Annotated in this window: 21 protein-coding genes; 11 read left to right on the top strand and 10 right to left on the bottom strand. The window is 64.6% G+C overall.

The features are described 5' to 3' along the window. Nucleotides 1-96 precede the first annotated feature (96 nt). Both NLY36_RS15990 and NLY36_RS15985 read right to left on the bottom strand, forming a co-directional pair. Nucleotides 97-1,446: a putative bifunctional diguanylate cyclase/phosphodiesterase gene (locus tag NLY36_RS15990; RefSeq protein ID WP_023681311.1), complete on the bottom strand. Its 1,350-nt coding sequence runs from the start codon at nt 1,444-1,446 to the stop codon at nt 97-99. Nucleotides 1,447-1,546: 100 nt separating this feature from the next. Next, a complete protein-coding gene (locus NLY36_RS15985; protein WP_023696055.1) occupies nt 1,547-3,346 on the bottom strand; it encodes a hypothetical protein in 1,800 nt (599 codons plus the stop codon). A 124-nt stretch (nt 3,347-3,470) separates the two neighbouring features. Here NLY36_RS15985 and NLY36_RS15980 point away from each other — a divergent pair, with 124 nt between their 5' ends. The 4 genes from NLY36_RS15980 (at nt 3,471) to NLY36_RS15965 (ending at nt 7,609) form a co-directional block, all read left to right on the top strand. Then, nucleotides 3,471-4,475 carry a glycosyltransferase gene (locus NLY36_RS15980; RefSeq protein ID WP_023681309.1) on the top strand — a complete coding sequence of 335 codons (1,005 nt, stop codon included), beginning with the start codon at nt 3,471-3,473 and terminating at the stop codon, nt 4,473-4,475. A 4-nt stretch (nt 4,476-4,479) separates the two neighbouring features. Beyond that, a complete protein-coding gene (locus tag NLY36_RS15975; protein ID WP_023696056.1) occupies nt 4,480-4,854 on the top strand; it encodes a GtrA family protein in 375 nt (124 codons plus the stop codon). A gap of 135 nt (nt 4,855-4,989) precedes the next feature. Further along, nucleotides 4,990-5,943 carry a glutathione synthase gene (gshB, locus tag NLY36_RS15970; protein WP_023696057.1) on the top strand — a complete coding sequence of 318 codons (954 nt, stop codon included), beginning with the start codon at nt 4,990-4,992 and terminating at the stop codon, nt 5,941-5,943. Between the two features lie 133 nt (nt 5,944-6,076). Beyond that, nucleotides 6,077-7,609, top strand: a complete 1,533-nt coding sequence (locus NLY36_RS15965; protein WP_023687500.1) for a YifB family Mg chelatase-like AAA ATPase — start codon at nt 6,077-6,079, stop codon at nt 7,607-7,609. Between the two features lie 205 nt (nt 7,610-7,814). On the opposite strand, the gene NLY36_RS15960 is transcribed toward NLY36_RS15965, so the two are convergent. Both NLY36_RS15960 and NLY36_RS15955 read right to left on the bottom strand, forming a co-directional pair. Next, entirely contained in the window at nt 7,815-9,986 is a 2,172-nt protein-coding gene (locus tag NLY36_RS15960; protein ID WP_023696058.1) for a malate synthase G, read from the bottom strand. A gap of 123 nt (nt 9,987-10,109) precedes the next feature. Beyond that, entirely contained in the window at nt 10,110-12,131 is a 2,022-nt protein-coding gene (locus NLY36_RS15955; protein WP_023736967.1) for a hydantoinase/oxoprolinase N-terminal domain-containing protein, read from the bottom strand. Between the two features lie 195 nt (nt 12,132-12,326). Here NLY36_RS15955 and NLY36_RS15950 point away from each other — a divergent pair, with 195 nt between their 5' ends. From NLY36_RS15950 to NLY36_RS15940, 3 genes are read left to right on the top strand one after another with little or no spacing between them, the layout of a single operon-like run. Then, complete coding sequence (locus NLY36_RS15950) at nt 12,327-13,304, top strand: threonine ammonia-lyase (protein ID WP_023736968.1); 978 nt, start codon at nt 12,327-12,329, stop codon at nt 13,302-13,304. 8 nt (nt 13,305-13,312) lie between these two features. After that, nucleotides 13,313-13,693: a nuclear transport factor 2 family protein gene (locus tag NLY36_RS15945; protein WP_023696060.1), complete on the top strand. Its 381-nt coding sequence runs from the start codon at nt 13,313-13,315 to the stop codon at nt 13,691-13,693. Between the two features lie 17 nt (nt 13,694-13,710). Next, on the top strand, nt 13,711-14,310 hold the full coding sequence (locus NLY36_RS15940; protein ID WP_023696061.1) for a DNA-3-methyladenine glycosylase: 600 nt from the start codon (nt 13,711-13,713) through the stop codon (nt 14,308-14,310). A gap of 4 nt (nt 14,311-14,314) precedes the next feature. Here the strand turns inward: NLY36_RS15940 and NLY36_RS15935 are convergent, their stop codons facing one another. The 4 genes from NLY36_RS15935 to NLY36_RS15920 are packed head-to-tail and all read right to left on the bottom strand — an operon-like array spanning nt 14,315 to nt 18,019. Continuing rightward, entirely contained in the window at nt 14,315-15,451 is a 1,137-nt protein-coding gene (locus tag NLY36_RS15935; protein ID WP_023696062.1) for an ABC transporter permease, read from the bottom strand. Next, nucleotides 15,448-16,368, bottom strand: coding sequence for an ABC transporter ATP-binding protein (locus tag NLY36_RS15930; protein WP_023696063.1), 921 nt, complete (start codon nt 16,366-16,368; stop codon nt 15,448-15,450). The genes NLY36_RS15935 and NLY36_RS15930 overlap by 4 nt, the downstream gene beginning before the upstream one ends. Beyond that, a complete protein-coding gene (locus NLY36_RS15925) occupies nt 16,365-17,318 on the bottom strand; it encodes an HlyD family secretion protein (protein WP_023687506.1) in 954 nt (317 codons plus the stop codon). Before NLY36_RS15925 ends, NLY36_RS15930 begins: the two co-directional genes overlap by 4 nt. After that, a complete protein-coding gene (locus NLY36_RS15920) occupies nt 17,315-18,019 on the bottom strand; it encodes a CerR family C-terminal domain-containing protein (RefSeq protein WP_023687507.1) in 705 nt (234 codons plus the stop codon). Before NLY36_RS15920 ends, NLY36_RS15925 begins: the two co-directional genes overlap by 4 nt. Nucleotides 18,020-18,110: 91 nt before the next feature. Between NLY36_RS15920 and NLY36_RS15915 the strand changes: the two genes are divergently transcribed. From NLY36_RS15915 to NLY36_RS15905, 3 genes are all read left to right on the top strand, one after another. Further along, on the top strand, nt 18,111-18,608 hold the full coding sequence (locus NLY36_RS15915; protein ID WP_023681278.1) for a CYTH domain-containing protein: 498 nt from the start codon (nt 18,111-18,113) through the stop codon (nt 18,606-18,608). Between the two features lie 86 nt (nt 18,609-18,694). Beyond that, nucleotides 18,695-19,633, top strand: a complete 939-nt coding sequence (locus NLY36_RS15910; RefSeq protein ID WP_023736969.1) for a CHAD domain-containing protein — start codon at nt 18,695-18,697, stop codon at nt 19,631-19,633. 41 nt (nt 19,634-19,674) lie between these two features. Next, nucleotides 19,675-20,502 (top strand): C40 family peptidase, encoded by an 828-nt coding sequence (locus tag NLY36_RS15905; RefSeq protein WP_023696064.1) that lies wholly within the window; start codon nt 19,675-19,677, stop codon nt 20,500-20,502. Nucleotides 20,503-20,552: 50 nt separating this feature from the next. On the opposite strand, the gene NLY36_RS15900 is transcribed toward NLY36_RS15905, so the two are convergent. Together NLY36_RS15900 and NLY36_RS15895 are read right to left on the bottom strand one after the other, a co-directional pair. Then, a complete protein-coding gene (locus tag NLY36_RS15900; RefSeq protein WP_023696065.1) occupies nt 20,553-21,929 on the bottom strand; it encodes an adenylate/guanylate cyclase domain-containing protein in 1,377 nt (458 codons plus the stop codon). Between the two features lie 116 nt (nt 21,930-22,045). After that, complete coding sequence (locus NLY36_RS15895; RefSeq protein ID WP_023696066.1) at nt 22,046-22,846, bottom strand: helix-turn-helix domain-containing protein; 801 nt, start codon at nt 22,844-22,846, stop codon at nt 22,046-22,048. 116 nt (nt 22,847-22,962) lie between these two features. Between NLY36_RS15895 and NLY36_RS15890 the strand changes: the two genes are divergently transcribed. Next, complete coding sequence (locus NLY36_RS15890; RefSeq protein WP_023696067.1) at nt 22,963-23,820, top strand: SMP-30/gluconolactonase/LRE family protein; 858 nt, start codon at nt 22,963-22,965, stop codon at nt 23,818-23,820.

The raw sequence follows: 23,820 nt of genomic DNA, 5'->3' as shown, positions 1-23,820 counted from the left end.
TTGATTGGCTTATGTCAGACAAAAGGCCGCAAGATGGCGGCCACAGTCGATCTTGGCTCGCGCCGCTGACTTGCTCGACGCAGGCCAGACCGCCGGTCAGACTGCCTTGGCGTAGAGGGCGCCGCGATAGGAATCGCGGAGGTAGCCGAGCGTGGCGTCGGCATCGACCGGTTTGCCGAAGAGATAGCCCTGGCCGCCGGCGCAGCCGAACTGAACGAGGCGGTCGGCCTGCGCCTCCTCCTCGATGCCTTCGGCGACGACATCCATGCCGAGCCCTTCACACATGGCCAGAATGGCGCGGATGATGTGTTCCGACGGTCGGTCGTCGAGGATCGAGGAGACGAAGGCGCGGTCGATCTTGAGCTTGTCGAAATGGAATTCGCGCAAGCGGCCGAGCGAGGACTGGCCGGTGCCGAAATCGTCGAGCGAGACTCGGATGCCGACGCGACGCAGGTCCTCGACGATCTTCTCGGCCGAGGCCGGATCGTTCATCAGGCCGGTTTCGGTGATTTCGATCTCCAGCCGTCGCGGATCGAAGCCGGTGCGGTCGAGGATCGACAATATGTGCAGGCCAGTGTTCTGGTCGACGAGCTGCGAGGGCGACAGGTTGAAGGACAGGAACAGGTCCTTCGGCCAGCTGCGCGCCGCTTCGGTCGCCTTGCGCAGCACCAGCTGCGATAGCGGGCCGATGATGCCGCGCTCTTCGGCGATCGGGATGAACACGGTCGGCGGCACCACGCCGAGGTCGCGATCGGTCCAGCGCGCCAGCGTCTCGAAGCCGATGGTGCGGCGGGTGGTCAAATCGACGATGGGCTGGAAATGCGGTTCGACCTCACCGGCCGAGACGGCACGGCGCAGCGCCTGTTCGATGCGGGTGACGCGCTTGGCCGCCTCTTCCATTTCGCGGGTGTAGACGACGACCCGGCCACGGCCCGAACGCTTGGCGTGGTAGAGCGCCGTTTCGGCCTTGTTGACGAGGATTTCCGTGGTTTCGTCGCCGGAATAAAAGAGCGAGCAGCCGACCGAGGCCGAAAGCCTGGCGGTGCGTTCGCCGACATCGTAGGGCGCCGACAGGATTTCGATCATCATGCGCGACTTCTCGGCCGCCGCTTCCTCCGAGAACACCATCGGATACAGGAAGGCGAATTCGTCGGCGCCGATGCGGCAAACGGTGGAGTGGCTGTCCATCGAAGCGCGCAGCCGCATTGCCACCTGGATCAATATGTCGTCGCCGGCCTTGTGGCCGAACAGATCGTTGATCGGCTTGAAGCCGTCGAGGTCGAGAATGCCGACCGTGAACGGCGCGGGATCGTCCGCACGGTCGCTGATCAGGCGATCGACCTTGTCGAAGAAGCGGCGATGGTTGCCAAGCCCGGTCAGCGCATCGGTGAACGCCAGATCCGAGTTTTCCCTGCTTGCCTGCCCGGTGCCAAACGTCGTTTGCATCGGTATCCCTGTTTGTGACGCCCGAAATTTAGGCTGAGACTGGCAGCAAAGCGTTTAGGAAGCGTATCGCGAAATCGATTTTTCGCTGGCGAATGATGCTTTAGCGGACGCGGTAGAGTTCGATCGGGTCTCCGCGCGTTTCGGCCATCGGTTCGAGCCAATCGGGGACGCTTCCCTGCATCAGCCCGGCCAGGAAGCCTTGCGGCGCCTTGGCGGCGAGCACCTTGCTTTCGGCGCTGCCGCGGCACAGCGCCACCAGGCCGACGTGATGAGCCGCTGCGATCGTCCCCGCCTGGTCCGCCGATCCGAGGAAGGCATCGAGCGCAAGCAGATCGCCGGCGATGTTGCGATGATAGGGGCCGGCAAAGACGCGGTGCCCGGAATATGCAAGGATGGGCGAGCCGAGATTGGAAATGGCAAGCACCGTGGTGTCCGGCAGCCGGGCCAACGCCGCGAAGGAGGCCTTGCGCTCGCAGGACGGATCGCTGTCGGTGTCCTGTGCCTCGACCGAGACCTTGCTGGCCTCGAATACGTTCGACGTCGCGGCGGCAGCGCCGGCCCAGACGGCATTCACCGACACCAGCCAGACCGCCGCCATGCGCAGCGATACGCTGCGCGCAGGGCTGATCCTCGCCCGTTCGCGCCAGCTTGCGATCCAGGCCGACAGCGGGATGACGGCAAAGGCGATCGAGAATGTCGAGCCGCGGACCTGCCAGGCGCTGACGATGAAGGCGCCGACCAGCAAGGCGCCGACGAGGATGTCCTGGCGGCGCCATGGTCCGCGCAGGCGAAGCGCCATCAGCGCGATCGCCACCAGCGGCGTGACATAGCGCGCCGCCAGCGACGCCGGCTCATTGACGGCAATACTGAACAGCGACTGCGCCTCGTCGATGTGATCGAGCCACAATTCCTTGAGGCGCGGATCGAGGTTTGCGTAGGGAGCCGCAAGGCATTGCGGAAACAGCGCCACGATGACGACGCCCAGCCCAAGCGCGAGCAGGCTAAGCGAGATCAGGCGGCGGCTGGCCGTGCCATTGGACACCGTGAGCGACGTCACGGCGGCAAGCCCCAGTCCGGCGATTGCCGCCACCACGAACTGCACAGCCGAGAAGGCATCGCACTGCGGCTGGCCCATGGCCGATGGCGGGATGGTGGTGACGAAGACGAGGGCTGAAACCCCGGCAAAGCCGAGACCGAAATCCCTGGCGATCCGGCGTTCGCCGCCGGGATCGACGACGAACAGCAAAGCGATGCAGGCGCCGATGGTGGCGACATAGGGCGCGGTTTCCATGCCGACGGCCAGCGTCAGGGCCGCGCACAGGCCGGAAGTCAGGGTCGCCCAGCGACGCGTCGGCGCCTCGAGCAGCAGGCTGAGGCTGGCCATGGTCAGCGTCAGCTGGACATTGTGATGATCGAGCGCACCCGGCAAGAAAATGCCGATGAAATGCAGCGCCGCCGCGCCGATGACGATAGCGGGCAGCACGGCGCCGACGCCGGCGAAGCTGCGTGCCGCACGGGCTGTAAAAAACACCGCCAGGCAAAACAGCAGCGACGGCCACAGCACCTGTGCGATCACTTCGGCCATGGCCATGCTGCCGGTCAGCGCCGAGGCGGCGAGGATGATGGCGGCGAGCGGTGCGTCGACCAGCCGCGACCAGTGCATGACGAAACCGCCTTCCGGCCCCATCCTGTACTGATGCAGGTCGAACCAGCCCTGGCCGGCCAGCATGTCGCGAACCTCGACCAGCCGCAGCAGGCTGTCATTGTCGCCGCCGGCATTGCTCAATTCGCGAAAGCCCGTGGCGGCATTGACGGCCAGCACCACCAGCATGGCAAGCAGCGCCAGCGTCATATCGGACTTCCAGGAGGAAGCACCCGCCTTGGCTGCGTTCATCATCATGACCTTCGTCGGAAAGACTGCGGCCTTAAACCTAGCCTTAACAGCTTCAATAAATAGTAAAGTCGCCTGAGCGAGGCCGCATATGAGCGCGGCCGGAGGCTCCGCCGGGTGTCGGGAGACGGAAATGCCGCACGAAGTCCGCCATGAGCCGGCCATTGCCGTGCTCCTGCCTTGCTACAATGAGGAACTGACCATCGCCGAGGTGGTGCGGCGCTTTCGCGAGACGCTGCCATCGGCCGAGATCTATGTCTATGACAACAATTCCAGGGATTTGACCGCGCTCAAGGCGCGCGCAGCGGGCGCCATCGTCGTCCGCGAGCCGCGCCAGGGCAAGGGCAATGTCGTGCGGCGCATGTTCGCCGACATCGATGCGGACATCTATCTGATGGCCGATGGCGACGGCACCTATGCGCCGGAAGATGCCTCGCTGCTGATCAACATCCTGCAGACCGAGCGCTGCGACATGGTGGTTGGCACCAGGCGCGGCGTCACCGACGATGCCGGCCGTTCCGGCCATGCCTTCGGCAACCGCATCTTCAACAGCCTCTACAAGCGGCTGTTCGGCGCCGACTTCACCGACATCTTCTCCGGCTACCGCGTCTTCTCGAGGCGTTTCGTCAAGAGCTTTCCCGCGGTTTCCGGCGGCTTCGAGATCGAGACCGAAATGTCGGTGCATGCCTCGCAGCTCAAACTGCCGGTGAGCGAGATCGCGCTCGATTATGGCCGCCGGCCTGAGGGATCGTCGTCGAAGCTGTCGACCTATCGCGACGGCGCCAGGATCCTGTGGATGTTCGCCATGCTGATGAAGGAAACGCAGCCGCTGCGCTTCTTCGGCGCCTTCGCGATTTTCTTCCTGGCGTCGAGCCTTGCCCTGATGACGCCGGTGCTGATCGAATTCGCCCAGACCGGCCTCGTGCCGCGCATGCCGACCTGGGTGCTGTCGGTCGGCCTGCTGCTGCTCTCGATGCTTGCGATGGTGACCGGACTGATCCTCGATTCGGTATCGCGCGGACGCGCCGAGCAGAAACGCATTTTCTATCTCTCGGTTCCGTCGGGCCGGGTCGAACGGCGCGAACGCACGAGCGAAACAGCGAAGGCCGAACCGGGCAAGACGCCCCGGGCCGCCTGAGGCCGTGAGCCGGCTCGCCCGCTTCGTCCTGGCCGGCGGCGTTGGTTTCGTCGCCGATGCCGCGGTGCTCTGGCTGCTCTTGGCGGTGACGCCGCTCGGTCCCTTCGTCGCCCGTGTCCTGTCGATCGGCTTTGCGCTGTGCGTCACCTGGCAGATCAACCGGCACCTGACCTTTTCGCCGTCGAGCCGCGGCGTGGCGCAGGAGGGCGCGCGCTATGGCGGCGTCGGCATCGCCACCAGCATTGTCAACTATCTCGTCTACTGCGCCATCCTGTTCGCGCTGCCGGCAATGCCGCCGCTGGCGGCACTTGCCGTCGCCTCGCTGGTCGCCGTGGCGCTGTCCTTCCTCGGTTACTCCCGGCTGGTCTTCGACCGGTAAAGGTCTGGGCCAAGCAAGCGCGATTGGCAGAAGCCGCCAAGTTCCGTATATCGGCGACTTGCCTTGCCGCAATTCCGGGACGGAAAACCGCTACGCACTTTTCCTGGACTTGCTCGACCCGCTGGAGACCGGAAGATGACCCTGAAGATCGCCGTCCAGATGGACCATGTCTCCACCGTCTCGATCGCCGGCGACACGTCTTTTGCGCTGTCGCTGGAGGCGCAGCGGCGCGGCCACCAATTGTTCCACTACACGCCCGACCGGCTGTCGATGCTGGGCGGCAAGGTGTTTGCCCGCATCGAAGAGATGAAGCTCCGCGACGAAAAGGGCAATCATTATACGCTGGGCGACAAGGTGCGCACCGACCTGTCGGAGATGGATGTGATCCTGCTGCGCCAGGATCCGCCCTTCGACATGAATTACATCACCACCACGCACATTCTGGAGCGCATTCACCCGAAGACACTGGTCGTCAACGACCCGGCCTGGGTGCGCAACAGCCCGGAAAAGATCTTCGTCACCGAATTCCCCGATCTGATGCCCGAAACGCTGATCACCAAGGATCCCCAGGAGGTCGCGGCCTTCCGCAAGGAATTCGGCGACATCATCGTCAAGCCGCTCTATGGCAATGGCGGCGCCGGCATCTTCCATCTCAAGGGAGACGATCGCAACCTCGCCTCACTGCTCGAAATGTTCGCCCAGCTGTCACGCGAGCCGTATATCGTCCAGCGCTATCTGAAGGATGTGCGCAAGGGCGACAAGCGCATCATCCTGATCGACGGCGAGGCGGTCGGCGCCATCAACCGCGTGCCGGCCGACCACGATTCCCGCTCCAACATGCATGTCGGCGGCCGCGCCGAAAAGACCGAGCTGACGGAGCGCGAACGCGAGATTTGCGCCCGCATCGGCCCGTCGCTGAAAGAGCGCGGCTTCATCCTGGTCGGCATCGACGTGATCGGCGACTACATGACCGAGATCAACGTGACCTCGCCAACCGGCGTGCGCGAAGTGCAACGCTTTGGTGGCGCGGATATCGCCAGCCTGTTCTGGGACGCGGTGGAGGAAAAGCGGGGGGTAGGCTCGGCATAGGGAGCATCGCGATCGTGTGTGTGTTCCCGTAATGTTCTTGCCTTCGCCTGAAATCTATGGTTGTCTTGTCCTGACGTCGCTCGCGGTCTGAACCACGAGGCCGAGGCGAGCCGATATCCGGGGGCAGAGCAAGATGGTGGCGCGCGTTCGCACGGTTGCTTTCCAGGGCATCGAGGCCGTACCGGTCGATGTCCAGGTGATGATCGCGCCGGGCAAGGTCGGCATGCAGATTGTCGGCCTGGCCGACAAGGCGGTGGCCGAAAGCCGCGAGCGCGTGCAGGCGGCGCTGCACGCTTCGGGCCTGTCGATGCCGTCGAAGAAGGTGACGGTCAACCTGGCGCCTGCCGACCTGCCCAAGGAAGGGAGCCATTACGACCTGCCGATCGCGCTCGGCCTGATGGCAGCACTCGGCGCCATTCCGGGCGATATGCTGGCGTCTTATGTCGTGCTGGGCGAATTGTCGCTCGACGGCACCATTGCCACGGTCGCCGGTGCGCTGCCGGCGGCGATCGGCGCCAATGCCGAGGGAAAAGGCCTGATCTGCCCGTTCGGCTGCGGGCCGGAAGCGGCCTGGGCGGGCAAGGATTTCGACATATTGGCGCCGCGCAGCCTGATTGCCATCGCCAATCATTTTCGCGGCACGCAGGTGCTGTCGCGGCCCGAGCCCGGCATCCATGTCTCGGCCCGCGACCTGCCCGACCTTTCCGACATCAAGGGCCAGGAAAGCGCCAAGCGGGCGCTGGAAGTGGCGGCGGCCGGTGGCCACAATCTCTTGATGGTCGGGCCTCCCGGCTCGGGAAAATCGATGCTGGCGCAGAGGCTGCCTTCAATTCTGCCACCACTGGCGCCCAAGGAACTTCTTGAAGTCTCGATGATCGCCTCAGTGGCCGGCGAGCTCGGCGAAGGCAAGCTCACCGACCGGCGGCCGTTCCGCGCCCCGCACCATTCGGCTTCGATGGCGGCAATGGTCGGCGGCGGCATCAGGGCGCGGCCGGGCGAAGTATCGCTTGCCCATAACGGCGTCCTGTTCCTCGACGAGTTTCCCGAATTCACGCCGCAGACCTTGGATGCGCTGCGCCAACCGCTGGAGACCGGCGACTGCATGATCGCGCGCGCCAACCACCGCGTCACCTATCCAGCGCGCATCCAGCTGGTGGCGGCGATGAACCCGTGCCGTTGCGGCATGGCCGGCGAGCCCGGCTATCGCTGCCTGCGCGGCGAACGCTGCCGCACCGATTACCAGGCGCGCATCTCAGGCCCGTTGCTCGACCGCATCGACCTCAGGATCGAGGTACCGGCGGTCTCGGCCGCCGACCTGATCCGGCCCGACCGAGCGGAGAAAAGTGCAGCCGTCGCCCAGCGCGTGGCGCGCGCCCGCACCATCCAGCGCGAACGTTTCGAGCGGCTGGGCGTTACCAGCGCCACCACCAACGCCCATTGCTCGCCTTCTGTTATCGAGGACATCGCCGCGCCGGACGCAGCAGGCCTGTCGCTGCTGAAAGACGCCAGCGAGAAACTCGGCTTTTCTGCGCGCGCCTATCACCGCGTGCTCAAAGTGGCGCGCACACTGGCTGACCTCGACGCCAGCGAAACCGTCGGCCGAATTCACCTGGCCGAGGCGATTTCCTACCGCATGATGTCGGAGCGGGTAGCGCAGGCGGCGTAACGCTCCTCCTTGAGGGGAAGGTGGCCCCGAAGCGGCAGGGTGGGGGTCGCCGAAGAATGGTCGATCTTTTTGGAGCCGAGCCGAGAAAGGGCCTCTGCAATTATATTGCTTGTAGTGTCGTCCGAAGGGAGTCGCTGCACTTCACGCAGGACCCCACCCGGCCCTTCGGGCCACCCTCCCCTCAAGGGGGAGGGAAACGCAGGCGCTAATTCGCCCGCTCTTTCGCCTTCAGCTCCAGCCGCCGTGCGTGCAGCACCGGTTCCGTATAGCCATTCGGCTGTTCGCGGCCTCTAAACACCAGGTCGCAGGCGGCGTGGAAGGCGATGGAATTGTCGAAATCGGTGGCCATCGGGCGGTAGAGCGGGTCGCCGACATTTTGGAGGTCGACGATCGCTGCCATGCGCCGCAGCGAATCCATCACCTGAATTTCGGAGCAAACCTTGTGGTGCAGCCAGTTGGCGATGTGCTGCGAGGAGATGCGCAGCGTGGCGCGGTCTTCCATCAGGCCGACATCGTTGATGTCGGGCACTTTCGAGCAGCCGACGCCCTGGTCGATCCAGCGCACGACATAGCCGAGAATGCCTTGCGCATTGTTGTCGAGCTCGCGCTGGATCTCGTCGGGGGTCCAGTTCGGCCGCACCGCCACCGGCACCGACAATATATCATCGAGCTTCGCCTTCGGCCGGCTCTTGAGCGCCGCCTGGACGGCATGGACATCGACCTTGTGATAGTGCGTGGCGTGCAACGTCGCCGCCGTCGGCGACGGCACCCAGGCGGTGTTGGCGCCGGCCTTGGGATGCGCGATCTTCTGTTCCAGCATCGCCGCCATCAGATCCGGCATCGCCCACATGCCCTTGCCGATCTGGGCGTGGCCGGCCAGACCGCATTCCAGCCCGGTGTCGACATTCCACGCCTCATAGGCGGAGATCCAGGCGGCCTGCTTCATGTCGCCCTTGCGGATCATCGGCCCGGCTTCCATCGAGGTGTGGATCTCGTCGCCGGTGCGGTCGAGGAAGCCGGTGTTGATGAACACGACGCGTTCCCTGGCGGCGCGGATCGCCTCCTTGAGGTTGATGGTGGTGCGCCGCTCCTCGTCCATGATGCCCATCTTGATGGTGTTTGCCGCCATACCGAGCAGCGCTTCGACGCGGTCGAAAATCTCGACTGCGAAGGCGACTTCCTCCGGCCCATGCATCTTCGGCTTCACCACATACATTGAGCCCGCGCGGGAATTCATCCGACGCCCGTTGGCGCCGACATCGTGCAGCGCGATCAGCGCCGTCATCGCCGCATCCAAGATGCCTTCCGGCACCTCGTTGCCATCGCGGTCGAGGATGGCCGGATTGGTCATGAGGTGACCGACGTTTCGCACCAGCATCAGCGAGCGGCCAGGCAAGCTCAGCGCGCCACCACTGGGCGCGGTCCAGGCGCGGTCCGGATTGAGCTTGCGCGTGAAGGTTTTGCCGCCCTTGCTGATTTCCTCCGCCAGATCGCCCTTCATCAGGCCGAGCCAGTTGCGGTAGACGATGACCTTGTCCTCGGCATCCACCGCCGCGACCGAATCCTCGCAGTCCTGGATGGTGGTCAGCGCCGATTCCAGGATCACGTCGGCAATGCCGGCCGGGTCGGTGCGGCCGATCTGGTTGGTGCGGTCGATGAGGATCTCGATGTGCAGGCCGTTCTGGACCAGCAGGATGGCTTCCGGGTTGGCGCCGTCGCCGCGGTAGCCGGCAAATTGTTTCGGGTTGGCCAGTGTGGTGCCGCCGGCGCCGGCGCCGAGCCGCAAGGTGCCGCCCGAAACCGTCAGCCCGTTCACGCCGGCCCATTTGCCCGAGGTGAGCGGCACGGACTCGTCCAGAAAACTCTTCGCCCAGGCAACCACCTTGGCGCCGCGCACGGGGTTGAAGCTTTTACCCTTCTCGGCGCCACCGGTCTCGGCAATGGCGTCGGTGCCGTAGAGCGCATCGTAGAGCGAGCCCCAGCGGGCATTGGCGGCGTTGATCGCATAACGCGCATTCATCACCGGCACCACCAGCTGCGGCCCGGCAACGGTGGCGATCTCGGGGTCGACATTGTCGGTCGACACGGAAAAGGCCGGCCCTTCGGGCACGAGATAGCCGATCTCACGCAAGAAGCTTTTGTAGGTCTCCATATCGATGGGCGCGCCATTGGCGCGGTGCCAGGCGTCGATCCGTTCCTGCATGGCGTCGCGTTTGGCCAACAACGCCCGGTTCTTCGGCGCGAGATCATGGACGATAGCCGAAAAGCCGTTCCAGAAGGCGTCGGCGGCAATGCCGGTACCCGGCAGCGCTTCGCCGACAAAGTCATGCAGTTCGCGGGCAATCCGCAATCCGGCGATCTCGACGCGATCGGTCATCAGGGCTTCTCCAGATGAAAGGCTTTGCGGCCTTTGGCATGTCAGGGGTGAAGGGTCAATTCAGCTTAGGGTGAAGGCGGGGAATTTGAAGCTGCTGATCTCTCCCCTCGTGGGGGAGATCACCTAAACCGCAATCCTCGGCCGACCCGATGCAACCGCCACCACATGCGCTTCGATAAACATCCGTTGGGCCTCAACCGTAGACACCTTGAACTCGGTCGAAACGTCGATCTCGGCATTATCCGTGCCGGCATCCTTCGCGCGCGCGGCTACGATCGCCCGCACATCAGCCTCCGCTGCCGCGATCGCCTCGGCCTCGTCCGTGAAGTCGCGCACCGTTTGCCCCGACGCCAAACGAAACAAACCTTCCTTAGGCTGGCTGACGCGGGCTTCGGCCGAGACGCGGACCTGGCCGACGACGGCGCCGAGTGCGTTGGCGACGTCGGTATCCTCCGGCACAACGCACTCATTACCGACCAGCTCGGCCAAGCCGGCATAGTGCAGCGGCGCCGAGGCGCCGAGGCCGATGACCGGACGATCGAGCGCGACGCTGAGCCTTGCGATGCCGGGATGGGAATCGACGGCGCGCTGCACCAGCGCATGCGCGACGGTGGCGGCGCCATCCAGCCCGTCTTCGGCAAAGGCGGTCTCCAGAATGTATTCGGCCGACCAGCGCGTCAGCGTCAGCAGCACGCGTTCGGAAATCACCTCCGGAGACGGCGCGATGTACTGGCCGCGGCCGTCGCGCTTGCGGGCAAACAGTTCGGCGCCGAGCCGGGCCGCAAGCGGGTCCCAGTTGGCCTGCTTGCCGAGCACATGGGCGGCGTCCGAAGGGGTGAAGCCCGAGATATGCACAAGACCGCGCGAGACCAGCCGGTTCAGCGTGGCGTTCTGGGCGTTCGAGGTGAGCAGCCTGTCGATGGCGAGCGGCACGGCACCAATGAGTTCATACAGTTTCGCCTCGGGCGCGGTCAGGCCGGCGGCGAGCCTGTCCGGCACGCCCGTGCGCAGCGCAAAGCGGCCGTCCATGCGGCCGGGGTTGGGCGCCCTGAGCTGGCGCTCGAGCTCCGATGTCACGGAAACACCATGCATCATGCCGGCCAGCGCCAGCGGCACCAGGCGGCGCGGCCCGAGCAGGATTTTCGGGTTGAGCGCGCCATCTTCCAGTGCCACTTCGGAATCGCCGCCGAGGCCGAAAGTGCGCATGGCGACCGCCTCGACCATGGTGCGGAAGCCGCCGACGGTGGCGCCTTCGGGATCGAGCCGAGGACGGCCGCCGTCGAGCACGGCGACATCGGTGGTGGTGCCGCCAATGTCCGACACCATGGCGTTGTCCAGGCCCGTCATGTGGCGGGCGCCGACCAGGCTGGCGGCCGGGCCGGAGAGGATGGTCTCGATCGGCCGCTGGCGGGCAAACGCCGCCGAAACCAGCGCGCCATCGCCGCGCACCACCATCAAGGGCGCTGCGATGTTGCGGGCTTCCAAAAATCCTTCGGTTGCCGCCACCAGCCGGTCGATCATCGAGATCAGCCTGGCGTTGAGCAAGGTGGTGAGCGCGCGACGCGGACCGCCGAGCTTGGCCGACAATTCATGGCTGGCGGTCACCGGCAGGCCGGTCTTTTCGCGGATGAGGTCGCGCGCGGCGAGTTCATGCGCCGGGTTGCGGGTGGCGAAATAGGCGCACACGGCAAAGCCCGACACCGAGGCGCCGAGTTCAGGGAGTGCTGCTTCCAGCCCCGACAGATCGAGCTTGGCCGCATTGCCGTGCACGTCATGGCCGCCCGGACAAAACACCACCGGATCGGTGCCGAGCGCCGTCTTCAGCCCGTCGCGCGCAAGGTCGGCCCCGGTAAAGCCGATCATGATGAGCGCCACACGCCCACCCTGGCCCTCGACCAGCGCATTGGTGGCGAGCGTCGTCGACATCGACACGAGTTTGATCGCGGCCGGATCGGTGGCCGATTTTCCCAGCACCGCATCGACCGCGCCGGAAATGCCGACGGCAAGATCGTGCCGCGTGGTCAGCGCCTTGGCCTTAGCCAGCACCTTGCCTTTTGGCCCGCCTTGTTCCGACCACAGCACGGCATCGGTATAGGTGCCACCGGTGTCGATACCGAGGAACAGGGGTTTTGTCTTGGCGGTCATGTCTGGCGGTCCGGGATTCTGCTCCCCCGCCCTTAGCCGATACGGCCCGGCGGATAAAGGCGGGAGAGGTGGGCCAGTTTGACCCTCGTCGCCGCTCATGCCCGCCAAACTTTGTAACGGTCACATTTTTTCATTGGTGCGTGGCCTGCCTTTGCGTGCACCATGCGCCGATCTCATCCCTTTCAGGACTTCGCCATGACCACGCTTCCCGGCATCGCCGACATCCATGCCGCCGCCGCGCGGCTCTCCGGCCTGATCGCCGATACGACCTTGATCGAATCGCTGGAACTCAACAAACGCTTCGGCGGCCGCATCCTGTTCAAGCCGGAGACGCTGCAGCGCACCGGCTCGTTCAAATTCCGCGGCGCCTACAACAAACTGTCTTCGCTGAGCGAAGAAGAGCGCAGCCGCGGCGTCGTCGCCTTCTCCTCAGGCAATCATGCTCAGGGCGTCGCCGCGGCGGCTGCCATGTTCGGCGTCAAGGCGGTCATTGCCATGCCGGCCGACGCGCCGGCGATGAAGATCGCCAATGTTCGCAAGATGGGCGCAGAAGTGGTGCCGTTCGACCGCTTTCGCGACGACCGCATGACGGTGGTGCGACCCTACATGGACAAGGGCATGGTGCTGGTGCCTCCTTTCGACGATCCGGCCATCATCGCCGGCCAGGGCACGATCGGTCTCGAACTGATGCGCCAGGCAAAAGCGCTCGGCGTCAGCCTCGATGCGGTCGTCATTCCCTGTGGAGGCGGCGGCCTGACGAGCGGCATTTCGATCGCCGTCAAGGATGCCTCGCCGGCCACAGCAGTCTGGGCCGTTGAGCCCGAGCATTTCGACGACACCCGCCGCTCGCTGATCGAAGGAAAAAGGGTTTCCAACGAGCCCGGCCACAGTTCGATCTGCGATGCCATCCTCACCGCAGAGCCCGGTGCCATCACCTTCGAGATCAACCGCAAGAACCTCGCCGGCGCCATCGCCGTCTCCGACAAGGCGGCCGCACAGGCGGTGCGCGACGCCATGGCCCATCTCAAGCTGGTGGTCGAACCCGGCGGCTGCGTGGCGCTGGCGGCGCTCTCGTCAGGCGAGATCGAACTGTCGGGCAAATGCGTCGCCGTCGTGCTGTCAGGCGGCAATGTCGATTTCACCACCTATGCCGAGATCATGGCCGCGGCCTGAGAACCGATATGGCAGACGCTGAGATAAGGGCGGCTCTCGAGCGCCATTGGGCTGCCTCCGATGCCAATGATCTCGAGACGGAGCATCAGATCTATCGCGAGGACGCGGTGCTCGATTATCCGCAATCAGGCGAGCGCATCAGCGGACGGCACAACATCCAGTCGTCGCGCGCCACGCAGCCCAACCGGAAGCGCTTTGCCGTGCGGCGGATCACCGGGTCAGGCGACCTCTGGATCACCGAATATGTCCTGACCTATGACGGGATTCCGTCCTATACGGTGAGCATCATGGAGTTCGTCGATGGCAAGGTGGTTCGCGAGACCCGGTATTTCGGCGATCCGTTCGAGCCGGGGCAGTCGCGCGCGCAATGGGTCGAACGGATACCTTGAAACACGGCGGCGGTAGCATGACCGGCCACCATCCGCTCGATCGTGCCGAACTGCCTGATGATACGGCCGATCTCGCCCGCTATCTCATCGGCAAGCTCGTGGTGCGGGAGCTGCCGGAAGGCATCGTCAGCGGCCGTATCGTCGAGACCGAGGCCTATGTCACCGGCGACGCCGCCGGGCACGGCTATCGCGGCATGACGCCGCGCAACCGTTCGCTGTTCCTCGGGCCCGGACACGCCTACGTCTACCTCGCCTATGGGGTCTCCTGGATGCTCAATGTCTCGAGCGAGGGGCCGGGCACCGGCACCGGCGTGCTGATCCGGGCGCTGGAGCCGCTCGAAGGCATCGCCATCATGCGGCTGAACCGGGGCGTGGAGCGCCTGCGCGACCTGGCGCGCGGGCCGGGGCGGCTCGCCCAGGCATTGCGGATCGACCGTTCGCTGGACGGCCTCGATCTGTGCCGCCAAGGCCCGCTACGGCTGGCAGCCGACGAGCATCAGGCCGGCGACATCGGCCAAGGCATCCGCATCGGCATCACGAAGGATGCGGACCGCCCGCTGCGGTTCTATGTCAGGGGCAGTCCGTTCGTCAGCGGTCCGCGATCGCTCAATTCCTGAACGCTCAGTCGAGCGTGCGCCTGAACCGCACCAATGCGACGCCGGCAAACAAGGCCACGAACCCGACCAGCCAGGCGATCTCGCCCGCAACCGCCGGCAGTTCGGCGCCCTTCAGCATCACCGCGCGGGTGATGCGCAGAAAATGCGTCAGCGGAAAAATCTCGCCGAAGGTCTGCGCCCAGCCCGGCATGCCGCGATAGGGGAACATGAAGCCGGACAAAAGGATCGACGGCAGGAAGAAGAAGAAGGTCAGCTGCAGCGCCTGCATCTGCGTGCGGGCGATGGTCGAGATGGTGTAGCCAAGCAGCACCAGCGCCAGCACGAACACCAATACGGCTGTAAGCAGCAGCGACATCGAGCCGGTGAAAGGAATGGCGAACAGAAGCTTCGACGCCGCCAGCACGACGACCACCTGGACGCCGCCGACCACCAGATAGGGCAGCACCTTGCCCAGCATGATCTCGAACGGGCTGGACGGCATGGCGAGCAGGTTTTCCATAGTGCCGCGCTCGGTCTCGCGGGTCAGCGCGATCGAGGTCATCATCACCAGGGTCATCTGCAGGATGACGCCGAGCAGGCCGGGCACGATGTTGTATTGCGAGATGCCTTCCGGATTGTAGCGCTGGTGCACCACCACATCGAGCTGGCCCCTGGCGGCCTCACTCGCCGCCTCCTGCATGCCTTGCGCCCGAAGCAGCGCCTGGCTGGCCACTTTGCTTAGCGTCGAGATGGCGCCGCTGGCGGCGGCCGGGTCGGTTGCGTCGGCCTCGATCAGGATCTGCGGATTGTCGCCGCGCTCTACCCGGCGGCCGAAATCGGCCGGGATGGTGACGACGAAGGCGACATCGCCGCGCGCCATCAGGAATTCAGCATCCTCGGCACTTTGCGCGACATGGTCGAAGCGGTAGTAGCCGGTGGTCTGCAGGGCCGCGACAATGGCGCGGGTGTAGGGGTCGTTGCTGGTCGCCACCAGTGCGGCAGGCAGGCTTTTGGGATCGTTGTTGATGGCGTAGCCGAACAGCACCAGCTGCAAAAGCGGCACGCCCAGCATCATGGCGAAGGTGATGCGGTCGCGCCGCATCTGGATGAATTCCTTGATCAGCAGCGCACCGAGCCTGGCGAAGGAGAAGACGCTGTTCATGCCATATTGTCCTTCGAGCCGGACATGAACTGGATGAAGACGTCCTCGAGGCTGGTCTCGCCGGGTTTTACGCTGACGCCCTTGTGCTCCTTCTCGACATCGGCGAGCGCCTTTTCGAGCTTTGCCTTGTCGGAGCCGACGACATGCAGCGTCGCGCCGAACGGCGCCACCTGGTCGACGCCGGGCCGGTCCCTGAGTGCATCGGCGACCTGGTCGAGGCGCGGTCCCTGCAGCACGAAGGTGGTCAGACCGGCATTCGTCACCACCTCGTCCACCGTGCCGGTGGCCAGCATCTTGCCGTAGGAGATGTAGCTGATGCGGTGGCAGCGCTCGGCCTCGTCCATGTAATGGGTGGAGACCAGCACGGTCAGACCGCCGCTCGCCAGCCGGTGGATCTCGTCCCAGAATTCGCGCCGCGCCTTCGGATCGACGCCGGCGGTCGGCTCGTCGAGCAGCAGCAGCTTCGGCTTGTGCATGATGCAGGCGGCCAGTGCCAGCCGCTGCTTCCAGCCGCCCGACAGCGTGCCGGCGAGCTGGTCGCGGCGGCTCGTCAGGCCAAGCTCTTCCAGCGTCTTCGACACATGCTCCTCGACCGGCTTCAGCCGGTAGAGCCGCGCCACGAATTCGAGATTCTCGCCTATCGTCAAATCCTCGTAGAACGAGAATTTCTGCGTCATGTAGCCGACTTCGCGCTTGATGCGGAGCGACTCGGTGCGGATGTTGAAACCCAGCACCGTACCTTCGCCCTCGTCGGGCGTCAGCAGGCCGCACATGATGCGGATGGTCGTCGTCTTGCCGGACCCGTTGGGCCCGAGAAAGCCGACGATCTCGCCCTCGGCCACCGTCATCGTCACATGGTCGACGACAGTCTTGTCGCCGAAACGCTTGACCAGGCCATGAACGTCGATGGCGTTCATTTTGCGGAGGCCGCCAGCTCGACATCGACGATCTGTCCCGGCTGCAGCGCTTGCGCCTTGCCCTCAGGCCGCGCCTCGACGAGGTAGACCAGCTTCTGCCGGTTCTCGAGCGAGTAGATCACCGGCGGGGTGAATTCCGGGTCGGGCGAGACATAGCTGACGCGCGCCTTCACCTCCGGCCCGCAGCCGTCGCAATGGACGACAAGCAGCGTGCCGACCTTGATCGACGAGAACGCACTTTCCGGGACATAGACGCTGAGCTTTACCGCACCGTCCGGCAACATCGAAATGACAGGCGCGGTCGGACCGGCGGTGTCGCCGGGATTGCGGATGACGTCATTGATGCGGCCGGGCGAGGGTGCCGCCAGCACGCGCTTCGATAGCCGCCACTCAGCCTGCTTCAACGCCGACTGTGCCTGTTTGACCTGATTGTCTGCCGCCTTGATCGTTTCGGGACGCGCAGGCAGACCGCCGACGGCGAGGTTGGCCTGCGCCTGGCCGACCTGCGCATTGGCGGTCTCCAGCGTCGCGGCGGCGGTGTCGTAGTCGGCCTGCGTGCCGGCACCGCGCTTGAACAGGTCGGCGGCGCGGTCGTATTTGCGCTTGGCATCCGTGGCCTGGGCCTTGGCCATGTCGACCTCGGCCTTCAGCACCGCGATCTCCTCCGGCCGCTTGCCGATCTGCAGGTCGGCCAGCTGCGCCTGCGCCTGGGCGAGCGCGGCCTCTGCCTGGGCGACGGCGATTTTTGCGTCGGCGCTTTCGAGAGTCACCACCGGCGTGCCTGATACAACACGGTCGCCGCGCTTGACCGCGACGGTCTCGACCTGCGCCACTTCGATCGGCGCCAGCAAGACATAGTCGCCCTCGACATAGCCGACGGCAAGCGGCGCTGCCGGCGCGCAGGCGCCGAACAGCTGGGCTGCGAGCGGCAGGGAACAGAGAAAACTCATCGCTTGCCCTCCTTGCGGGCGACCGGATTTCGGGCCGCCAGTATGGCGCCAAGATTGCTTGTGACCGCCGCCACCACCTTGGCGGCTTCGGTGTTACCGATCTCGCGCCAGCCCATACGACGCATCACTGCTTCGCGGCCGATGCGGAAATAGATGACCTGGCCGATCAGCGTGAAGACCACGAGCTTGGTGGCCTCGCTTTCGGCCGGCTCGCCCGTCGCCTGTTCCCAGATCTGGCAGAGGCGGCGATGCGTCGGTTCGAACACCCCGTCATAGATGCGGTCGAGGGCGGCCGTCGGATGCGACAACTCTCTAAGTACGAATTGTACGATCTCGCCCGCCTCCGGCCTGGCGACGACAAATCCTACCATCCGCTCCAATGCGGTCGAGAGCTGCGCCCGCGCCGTCTCTGAACTGGCTTGACCTTGCAGCTGCATGCCGCCGAGCGCCTGGCCGGCAACCGCCTGGATGGTCTCAACGATGTGGTCGGCGGCGGCCCCGCGCAGCCCTTCCTTGCCGCCGAAATGATAGGCGATGGAGCCGATGTTGGCCTTCGCCTCCGCCGCGATCTCGCGCGTCGAGGTGCCGTCGAAGCCCTGCCGCCCAAACAGTTTGAGCGCGGCCAGCACCAGTGCGGCGCGCGTCTGCTCGGCGGGCGATGTCTCCTGGCGAGGCATTTTGTTGGGCGCGGATTTGATCATGTGGCCTGTTTAATCAAACGATTGATTAAAGTCAAATTGATTGTCTACGGCCGCTTGCCATGTCGCGCCGCAGACGCTTTAGTGCGCGGCCATGGGCAAGGAAGTCGAACGCAAGTTCCTGGTCTCCAGCGCCGAATGGCTAGAAATGGCCGAGGCGAATATACGCATTCGCCAGTTCTATCTTGCCGCAGCACCTGGCCGCACCGTGCGCGTGCGCATCAGCGACGGCAGTTCGGCGAAGCTGACGCTCAAATTCGGCAGCAAGATCCGCGAGCGCGACGAATACGAATATGAAATTCCTCTGACTGATGCTGAGGAGATGCTGGCCTTCGCCATCGGACATGTCATCGAGAAGACACGCCACCATGTTAGGCATCGCGGCTATCTCTACGAAGTCGATGTTTTCGGCGGGATCCTAGCCGGCCTTGTGGTGGCCGAACTGGAGACGCCGGAGGATGTACCTGACGAAATGCTGCCTGATTGGCTCGGCCGCGAAGTGACCGGCGAGCAGAGATTTTACAACGCGTCGCTCGCCCTAGAGCCGGATGATTTTAGGTCGGGTCGACCTAAAATCGGAATCCGGCTCTAAATCAAAAGAGATGGAGCATGATGTCGTCCGAAAACCGCTTCACACTTTTCGGCATCATGCTCTAGGGGGATTCCGGAGATCGCCGCATGAGCTTTCGCATCGATCCGCGCCTGCCGCTGACCGGCGAGGTCAGGCGTATCCTTGGCGAGGAGATCGGCAAGGCGCTTGCCCATCTGGCCGTCGCGCGCGACCAGCCGGAGCAGGCATTGCACAAATGCCGCAAGCGGCTGAAGAGCGCGCGCGCCTTGCTGCGGCTGGTCCGTTCCGGAAATGAAACATTCTGTCGGACTGAGAACCAATGCTACCGTCAGGTGGCGGCGCTGCTTGCCGGGCCGCGCGAGGCGACCGCGCTGGTCGAGACCGTCGACCGGCTGGCAGCCGCCTTTCCCGAGCAGGTTGCCGGCGGCGGCCTCGACAGCGTGCGCGACCGGCTTATCGCCCGCCAGCATGAAATCCATGCCGGGGCTGGTCTCGACGCCGCCATAGGCGCGGCCACGGCCGCCTGCGAGGAAGGCCTGATCCGGATCGAGCGGCTGCTGCTCCCCGATCTGCCTGAGCATGCAGCCGATGTGCTTGCGGAAGGCGCTCGCAAGACCTTGCGCCGGGCCAGGAAGGCGCTGGACAAGGCCGGATCCCACGGAGGAGCCGAGGATTTCCACGATCTGCGTAAGGCGGCCAAGACCCACTCGATGCATCTTTCGCTGCTCGGCCGGCTGTGGCCGACGCCGATCAAGGTGCGGCGCAAGGCGGTCGACGAACTGGGTGAAAGGCTCGGCGAACTGCACGACGTCTTCGTCATGCGCGTGTTGATCGAGGCCGACGGTGAGCCGCTCGGCGATGCGCAGGACACAAGGCTTCTTGGCAAGCTTTTGAAGCGCTCGGAAAAAAGCCTGAAGAAGAGCTGCCTCGCCGGAGCGGCCGAGCTGTTCGGCGACAGCCCCAAGCGCTCGACGAAGAAGCTCGCACGCAATGCGCGCGACGACCTCGCCGGCCCGGCATTGTCGGAAGAGGTCCCGGTCGGTTGATCATGGCCGAGGGCGTCACCTCGTGCTAGTCACACTTTGCCATGACCGCGCCGCGCGACACGATTCTCGACCGCCTTGGCCGCTGGCTTGCCGGCCGGCTGCAGGACGAATCCTCGGGCTATGAGCCCTACACGCCGTCCGATGCCGAGACGTTGCGGCGCACGCTCGAGCCCGGCGACATCCTGCTCATCGAAGGCAACCAGAAGATCTCGGCGGCGATCAAATACCTGACACAGTCGACCTGGTCGCACGCCGCCTTCTATGTCGGCGATGCCTTGTCCGAACCGGAGGACGGATCGGAACGGCGTCGGCTGATCGAAGTGACGCTCGGCGAAGGCTGTGTCGCCGTGCCGCTGTCGCGCTACCGCACCTACAACACCCGTATCTGCCGGGCGAGCGGGCTGACCCCGGAAGACCGCGACCATGTCGTCGCCTTCATGATCGGCAAGCTCGGCCTGAAATACGATCTCAAGAACATCTTCGACATGCTGCGCTTTTTCCTGCCGACGCCACCGGTGCCGGTGCGCTGGCGCCGCCGCATGCTGGCTTTCGGTTCCGGCGATCCGACGCGCGCCATCTGCTCGACGCTGATCGCCGAAGCCTATGGCGAGATCCGCTACCCGATCCTGCCCGAGATCACCCGCGCGCCCGGCCGCGCCTCGGCGCAGTCGAACTATTCGCGCCGCGAAATCCTGCACATCCGCCACCACTCGCTCTACACGCCGCGCGACTTCGACCTGTCGCCCTTCTTCCGCATCGTGAAACCGACGCTGGAATTTGGGTTCGACTACCGGGCGGTGACCTGGGAGGACAAGGCAGGCACCGACGCCGCAGCCGCGAAGGCTGGCGCAATCGCCTCAGACACGTGATGGCTTCGGCCTGAGTCATGAGGTGCAGGCGTCTCACATGGCGGCCTGCATCACGCCGAAACCGCAATAGCGCCCTGGTTTTCGGCTCTGTGTTCGACCCAGACATGGACCGGTTCGTCCCGGCCGCGGATGCTAACCGGTCCATGATCGCGCGCATTCAACTGTGTCGCGGGCGATTCCGCCTTCGCGGCCTCAACCAGTCGTGACCCAAAGCAAATATTCGCCTGAAGCTCACGGCAGAGCGCCTGCAAACGGCTGGCGACGTTGACGGTGTCGCCCACCACCGCGAAGGACAGATTGCGCTCGCTGCCGACCGCGCCGAGGACGACTGCTCCATATTGTGCACCGATCCGGACGTCCAGCGGCGGATATCCCCTGGACACACGCTGGACATTCCAGTCCTCGAGAGCGGCGATCATCGCTTCAGCGCACTGGATGGCCCTGGTCGCGTCGTCATGGCTGGCTTGCGGAACCCCGAAGGTCGCCATGATGCAATCGCCGATATAGTTGTCGACGGTGCCGTGGTGGTCGAAAACGACCTGCTCCATGCGACGGTGGAACTGACGCAGAAGTTCGAACACTGCTTCGGCCGGATGATCCTCGGAATAGTGTGTGAAGCCGACGATGTCGGCGAACAGCACCGCGATATCCTGCCGGCGGACCGGGCCGAAGGGCTCGTCATCCGTGGCGAGCTGGTCGACGACATTGGGCGAAAAATGCCGGGCGAGATTGGCGCGGGCGCGCTCCGCCTTGACATAGTCTTCCGACAGATGCCGGGAACGGGAGACGACCAGCGCCATGATCGCGCCGATAATCAGGACAACCAACACATTGGTCGCCTGCGCGAACGTATCGACGAAATTGGGGTTGAGATAGAGATTCAGTCGCTCTGTCATCGGCAGCGAATAGAGGTTCGTTGCCGGAATGACGGTTCCCGCATGAAAAACCACCCATCCCACCCCGATCGTCCACGTCAAGGCCGCGAGCGCGCCGAGATAGAGCGCCAATCGCGTCGAAAGGGTCAGCGCGCCAAGGCATACGAAAATCAGCAGGAATTTGAAGCTGCCCTCGCGCAGTTGCATCGCGGCCGGCGCGACCTCTTGGGCAAACGGGTTGGGCGTTACCAGCAGAACGGTCAACAGAATGATGTCCAGCGTACCGACGAGGTAACCGATCCACCATGGCGCGTTGCGACGGCGCGCAAAGCGAAACTGGATCAGGCCGACGAGCTGGAACAGCACGAGGCCTGCGAGCACGAAGAGCAGCGAGGCATCCCAGCGGCTGATCAACGAAAAGAAGCAGGAGATCACGGCGAGCGATGCCGTGCGCGCCCAGAACTGCAATGCAGCACCCTGGCGTTCTGCGCGCTCCCGCAAATTTTTCAGGCGCGAATAGCGGCGAAGTTCAAGTGTTGGCGCGGTCGGCATAGGATCACTTCGATTTTGCGGGGACGGTCACGCATTCGGCAAACCCGCCCCGTACAGTCAGGCAAATCAGCGCGCGAACTCTATCATGGTTTCGTTTTTGAAACGCGGCTGGCGCGTCAAGCCGGCAACGGACGGCGTCCCTTTGCCGGAGCGGTGGGCCGGTCGGACGCACCGGCATCCCTGGGGTGCGGGCCGATCGGCATGATCGCCGGAAACGGGGTTGCGCCAAAAGCAAACGTCCATTTGTAGCCGGTCAGCCCGTCTTCCGGCGTCGTGTGCTGGTCGTGATGGGCGAGCAGTTTGGCGCGCTCGGCCAGTTCCTCCGCCTCGCGCTTCACCATCTCCGCCGTCTCCGGCCGCATCCGCCTGGAGAAAGAGACGAAGGTCGCTTCCCGCTCCAGATGGGTGATCGCCCAGCCGATGAAATTCTTGTTTGTCATCTCGAATAGCGGCCTGAGCGGCCCTTCGAAATTCCACTGGATCGGTGTGTCGACCAGCAGCCGTGCCGACAGCCCGCTGCCCAGCGCAATGAGGCCGAGCGCTTCGAGATCGCGCAGATAGAGGAACATCGAGGCTTCGCTCAAGCCCTGCGAGCGCATGACGCCCTCGGGCGTGAATTTCTCCGATAGCATGACGAAGATGAACAGCAACGCCGGCCGTCCGGCAAGCTTGCGCTCGACCTCTGGCGCGATGCGGTTGACCGGTCCCGGCCCCCGGTTCATCGACCCCAGCACGTTTTCCAGCCCGACGCCGGCGGCAGCGCAGATCCCGACGAGACGGTCGAGCTTGCAGTTGCGCTCGTGGAAGATGCGCTTCACCGTCGGCTCGGAAACGCCCATCCGCCCGGCAAGCTCACGATAGGTGACGCCTTTGGCCTTCAGCGTCCGCTTCAGCGCCTCGAAGATCAGGCCGTTCATGGAATGCACCTCTTTTCTCGCGATTTGGTATCGCGTTTCGATACTAGCGGCAATCGCCCTTCCGGAAAAGTATCGACATCTCTAGCTCTCCGCCATCCACCACAGGAGACCTGGCAGTGAAAACCCTCATCACCTCGATTTGCGTCGCCGCCTTCGGTATCGCGCTCGCACCTGCGGCCGAGGCCGCCGAACTCTGGCGCGCCTCGGGCTTCGAGCAACCGGAATCGGCGCTGTTCGACGCCGCCAACAATCGCATCATCGTCTCCAACATCGTCGGCAATCCCGGGGAGGCCGACGGCAACGGCTATCTCTCGGTGCTGTCGCTGGACGGCAAGATCATTAGCCAGCACTGGACCGACGGCATGGATGCACCAAAAGGCTCGGCGATCTCCGGCGGCAAGCTCTACGTCGCCGATATCACCAAGGTGCGCATCGTCGATCTCGCCAGCGGCAAGCTCATCTCGACCATCGATGTGCCCGGCGCCGTTTTCCTCAACGACGTGACATCGGACAGTTCGGGCAAGGTTTATGTCACCGACATGCTGGCCGATGCGATCTACCGCATTGACGGCGACAAGCCGGAACTGTTCGTGAAGGATGCGAAGCTCGCCGCACCCAACGGCATCTTTGCCGATCGCGATCGGCTGATCGTGGCGTCCTGGGGCAAGGGCATCAAGCCGGACTTCAGCACTGCCGCGCCCGGGGGCCTGCTGTCGGTAGATCTCGCGACGAAAGCCGTGACGCCGCTGCCTGGCGCACAAAACTTTGCCGACCTCGATGGCGTCGTCGCCATCGGCGACAGCATCTACGCCACCGCCTTCATGACCGGCACGCTCTATAGGTACAAAGTCGGCGAGGCGCCGGAGGCTGTAGAGCAGTTCAAGCCGGGCAGCGCCGATATCGGCACAGATGGCACGCGGATTTTCGTGCCGCTGATGAACGAGGGCGAGATCGCGGTGCTGAGCCTGGACTGA

The sequence above is a fragment of the Mesorhizobium sp. C399B genome (genome assembly GCF_030323185.1).
Classification (GTDB): domain Bacteria; phylum Pseudomonadota; class Alphaproteobacteria; order Rhizobiales; family Rhizobiaceae; genus Mesorhizobium.
This window is presented reverse-complemented; position numbering and strand designations above follow the sequence as displayed.

Excerpts from the sequence above, each read along its gene's own strand:
- NLY36_RS15990 (WP_023681311.1), bottom strand. The coding sequence starts at position 1,446 with ATGCAAACGACGTTTGGCACCGGGCAGGCAAGCAGGGAAAACTCGGAT.
- NLY36_RS15985 (WP_023696055.1), bottom strand. The coding sequence starts at position 3,346 with ATGATGATGAACGCAGCCAAGGCGGGTGCTTCCTCCTGGAAGTCCGAT.
- NLY36_RS15980 (WP_023681309.1), top strand. The coding sequence starts at position 3,471 with ATGCCGCACGAAGTCCGCCATGAGCCGGCCATTGCCGTGCTCCTGCCT.
- gshB (WP_023696057.1), top strand. The coding sequence starts at position 4,990 with ATGACCCTGAAGATCGCCGTCCAGATGGACCATGTCTCCACCGTCTCG.
- NLY36_RS15965 (WP_023687500.1), top strand. The coding sequence starts at position 6,077 with ATGGTGGCGCGCGTTCGCACGGTTGCTTTCCAGGGCATCGAGGCCGTA.
- NLY36_RS15960 (WP_023696058.1), bottom strand. The coding sequence starts at position 9,986 with ATGACCGATCGCGTCGAGATCGCCGGATTGCGGATTGCCCGCGAACTG.
- NLY36_RS15955 (WP_023736967.1), bottom strand. The coding sequence starts at position 12,131 with ATGACCGCCAAGACAAAACCCCTGTTCCTCGGTATCGACACCGGTGGC.
- NLY36_RS15950 (WP_023736968.1), top strand. The coding sequence starts at position 12,327 with ATGACCACGCTTCCCGGCATCGCCGACATCCATGCCGCCGCCGCGCGG.
- NLY36_RS15945 (WP_023696060.1), top strand. The coding sequence starts at position 13,313 with ATGGCAGACGCTGAGATAAGGGCGGCTCTCGAGCGCCATTGGGCTGCC.
- NLY36_RS15940 (WP_023696061.1), top strand. The coding sequence starts at position 13,711 with ATGACCGGCCACCATCCGCTCGATCGTGCCGAACTGCCTGATGATACG.
- NLY36_RS15935 (WP_023696062.1), bottom strand. The coding sequence starts at position 15,451 with ATGAACAGCGTCTTCTCCTTCGCCAGGCTCGGTGCGCTGCTGATCAAG.
- NLY36_RS15930 (WP_023696063.1), bottom strand. The coding sequence starts at position 16,368 with ATGAACGCCATCGACGTTCATGGCCTGGTCAAGCGTTTCGGCGACAAG.
- NLY36_RS15925 (WP_023687506.1), bottom strand. The coding sequence starts at position 17,318 with ATGAGTTTTCTCTGTTCCCTGCCGCTCGCAGCCCAGCTGTTCGGCGCC.
- NLY36_RS15920 (WP_023687507.1), bottom strand. The coding sequence starts at position 18,019 with ATGATCAAATCCGCGCCCAACAAAATGCCTCGCCAGGAGACATCGCCC.
- NLY36_RS15915 (WP_023681278.1), top strand. The coding sequence starts at position 18,111 with ATGGGCAAGGAAGTCGAACGCAAGTTCCTGGTCTCCAGCGCCGAATGG.
- NLY36_RS15910 (WP_023736969.1), top strand. The coding sequence starts at position 18,695 with ATGAGCTTTCGCATCGATCCGCGCCTGCCGCTGACCGGCGAGGTCAGG.
- NLY36_RS15905 (WP_023696064.1), top strand. The coding sequence starts at position 19,675 with ATGACCGCGCCGCGCGACACGATTCTCGACCGCCTTGGCCGCTGGCTT.
- NLY36_RS15900 (WP_023696065.1), bottom strand. The coding sequence starts at position 21,929 with ATGCCGACCGCGCCAACACTTGAACTTCGCCGCTATTCGCGCCTGAAA.
- NLY36_RS15895 (WP_023696066.1), bottom strand. The coding sequence starts at position 22,846 with ATGAACGGCCTGATCTTCGAGGCGCTGAAGCGGACGCTGAAGGCCAAA.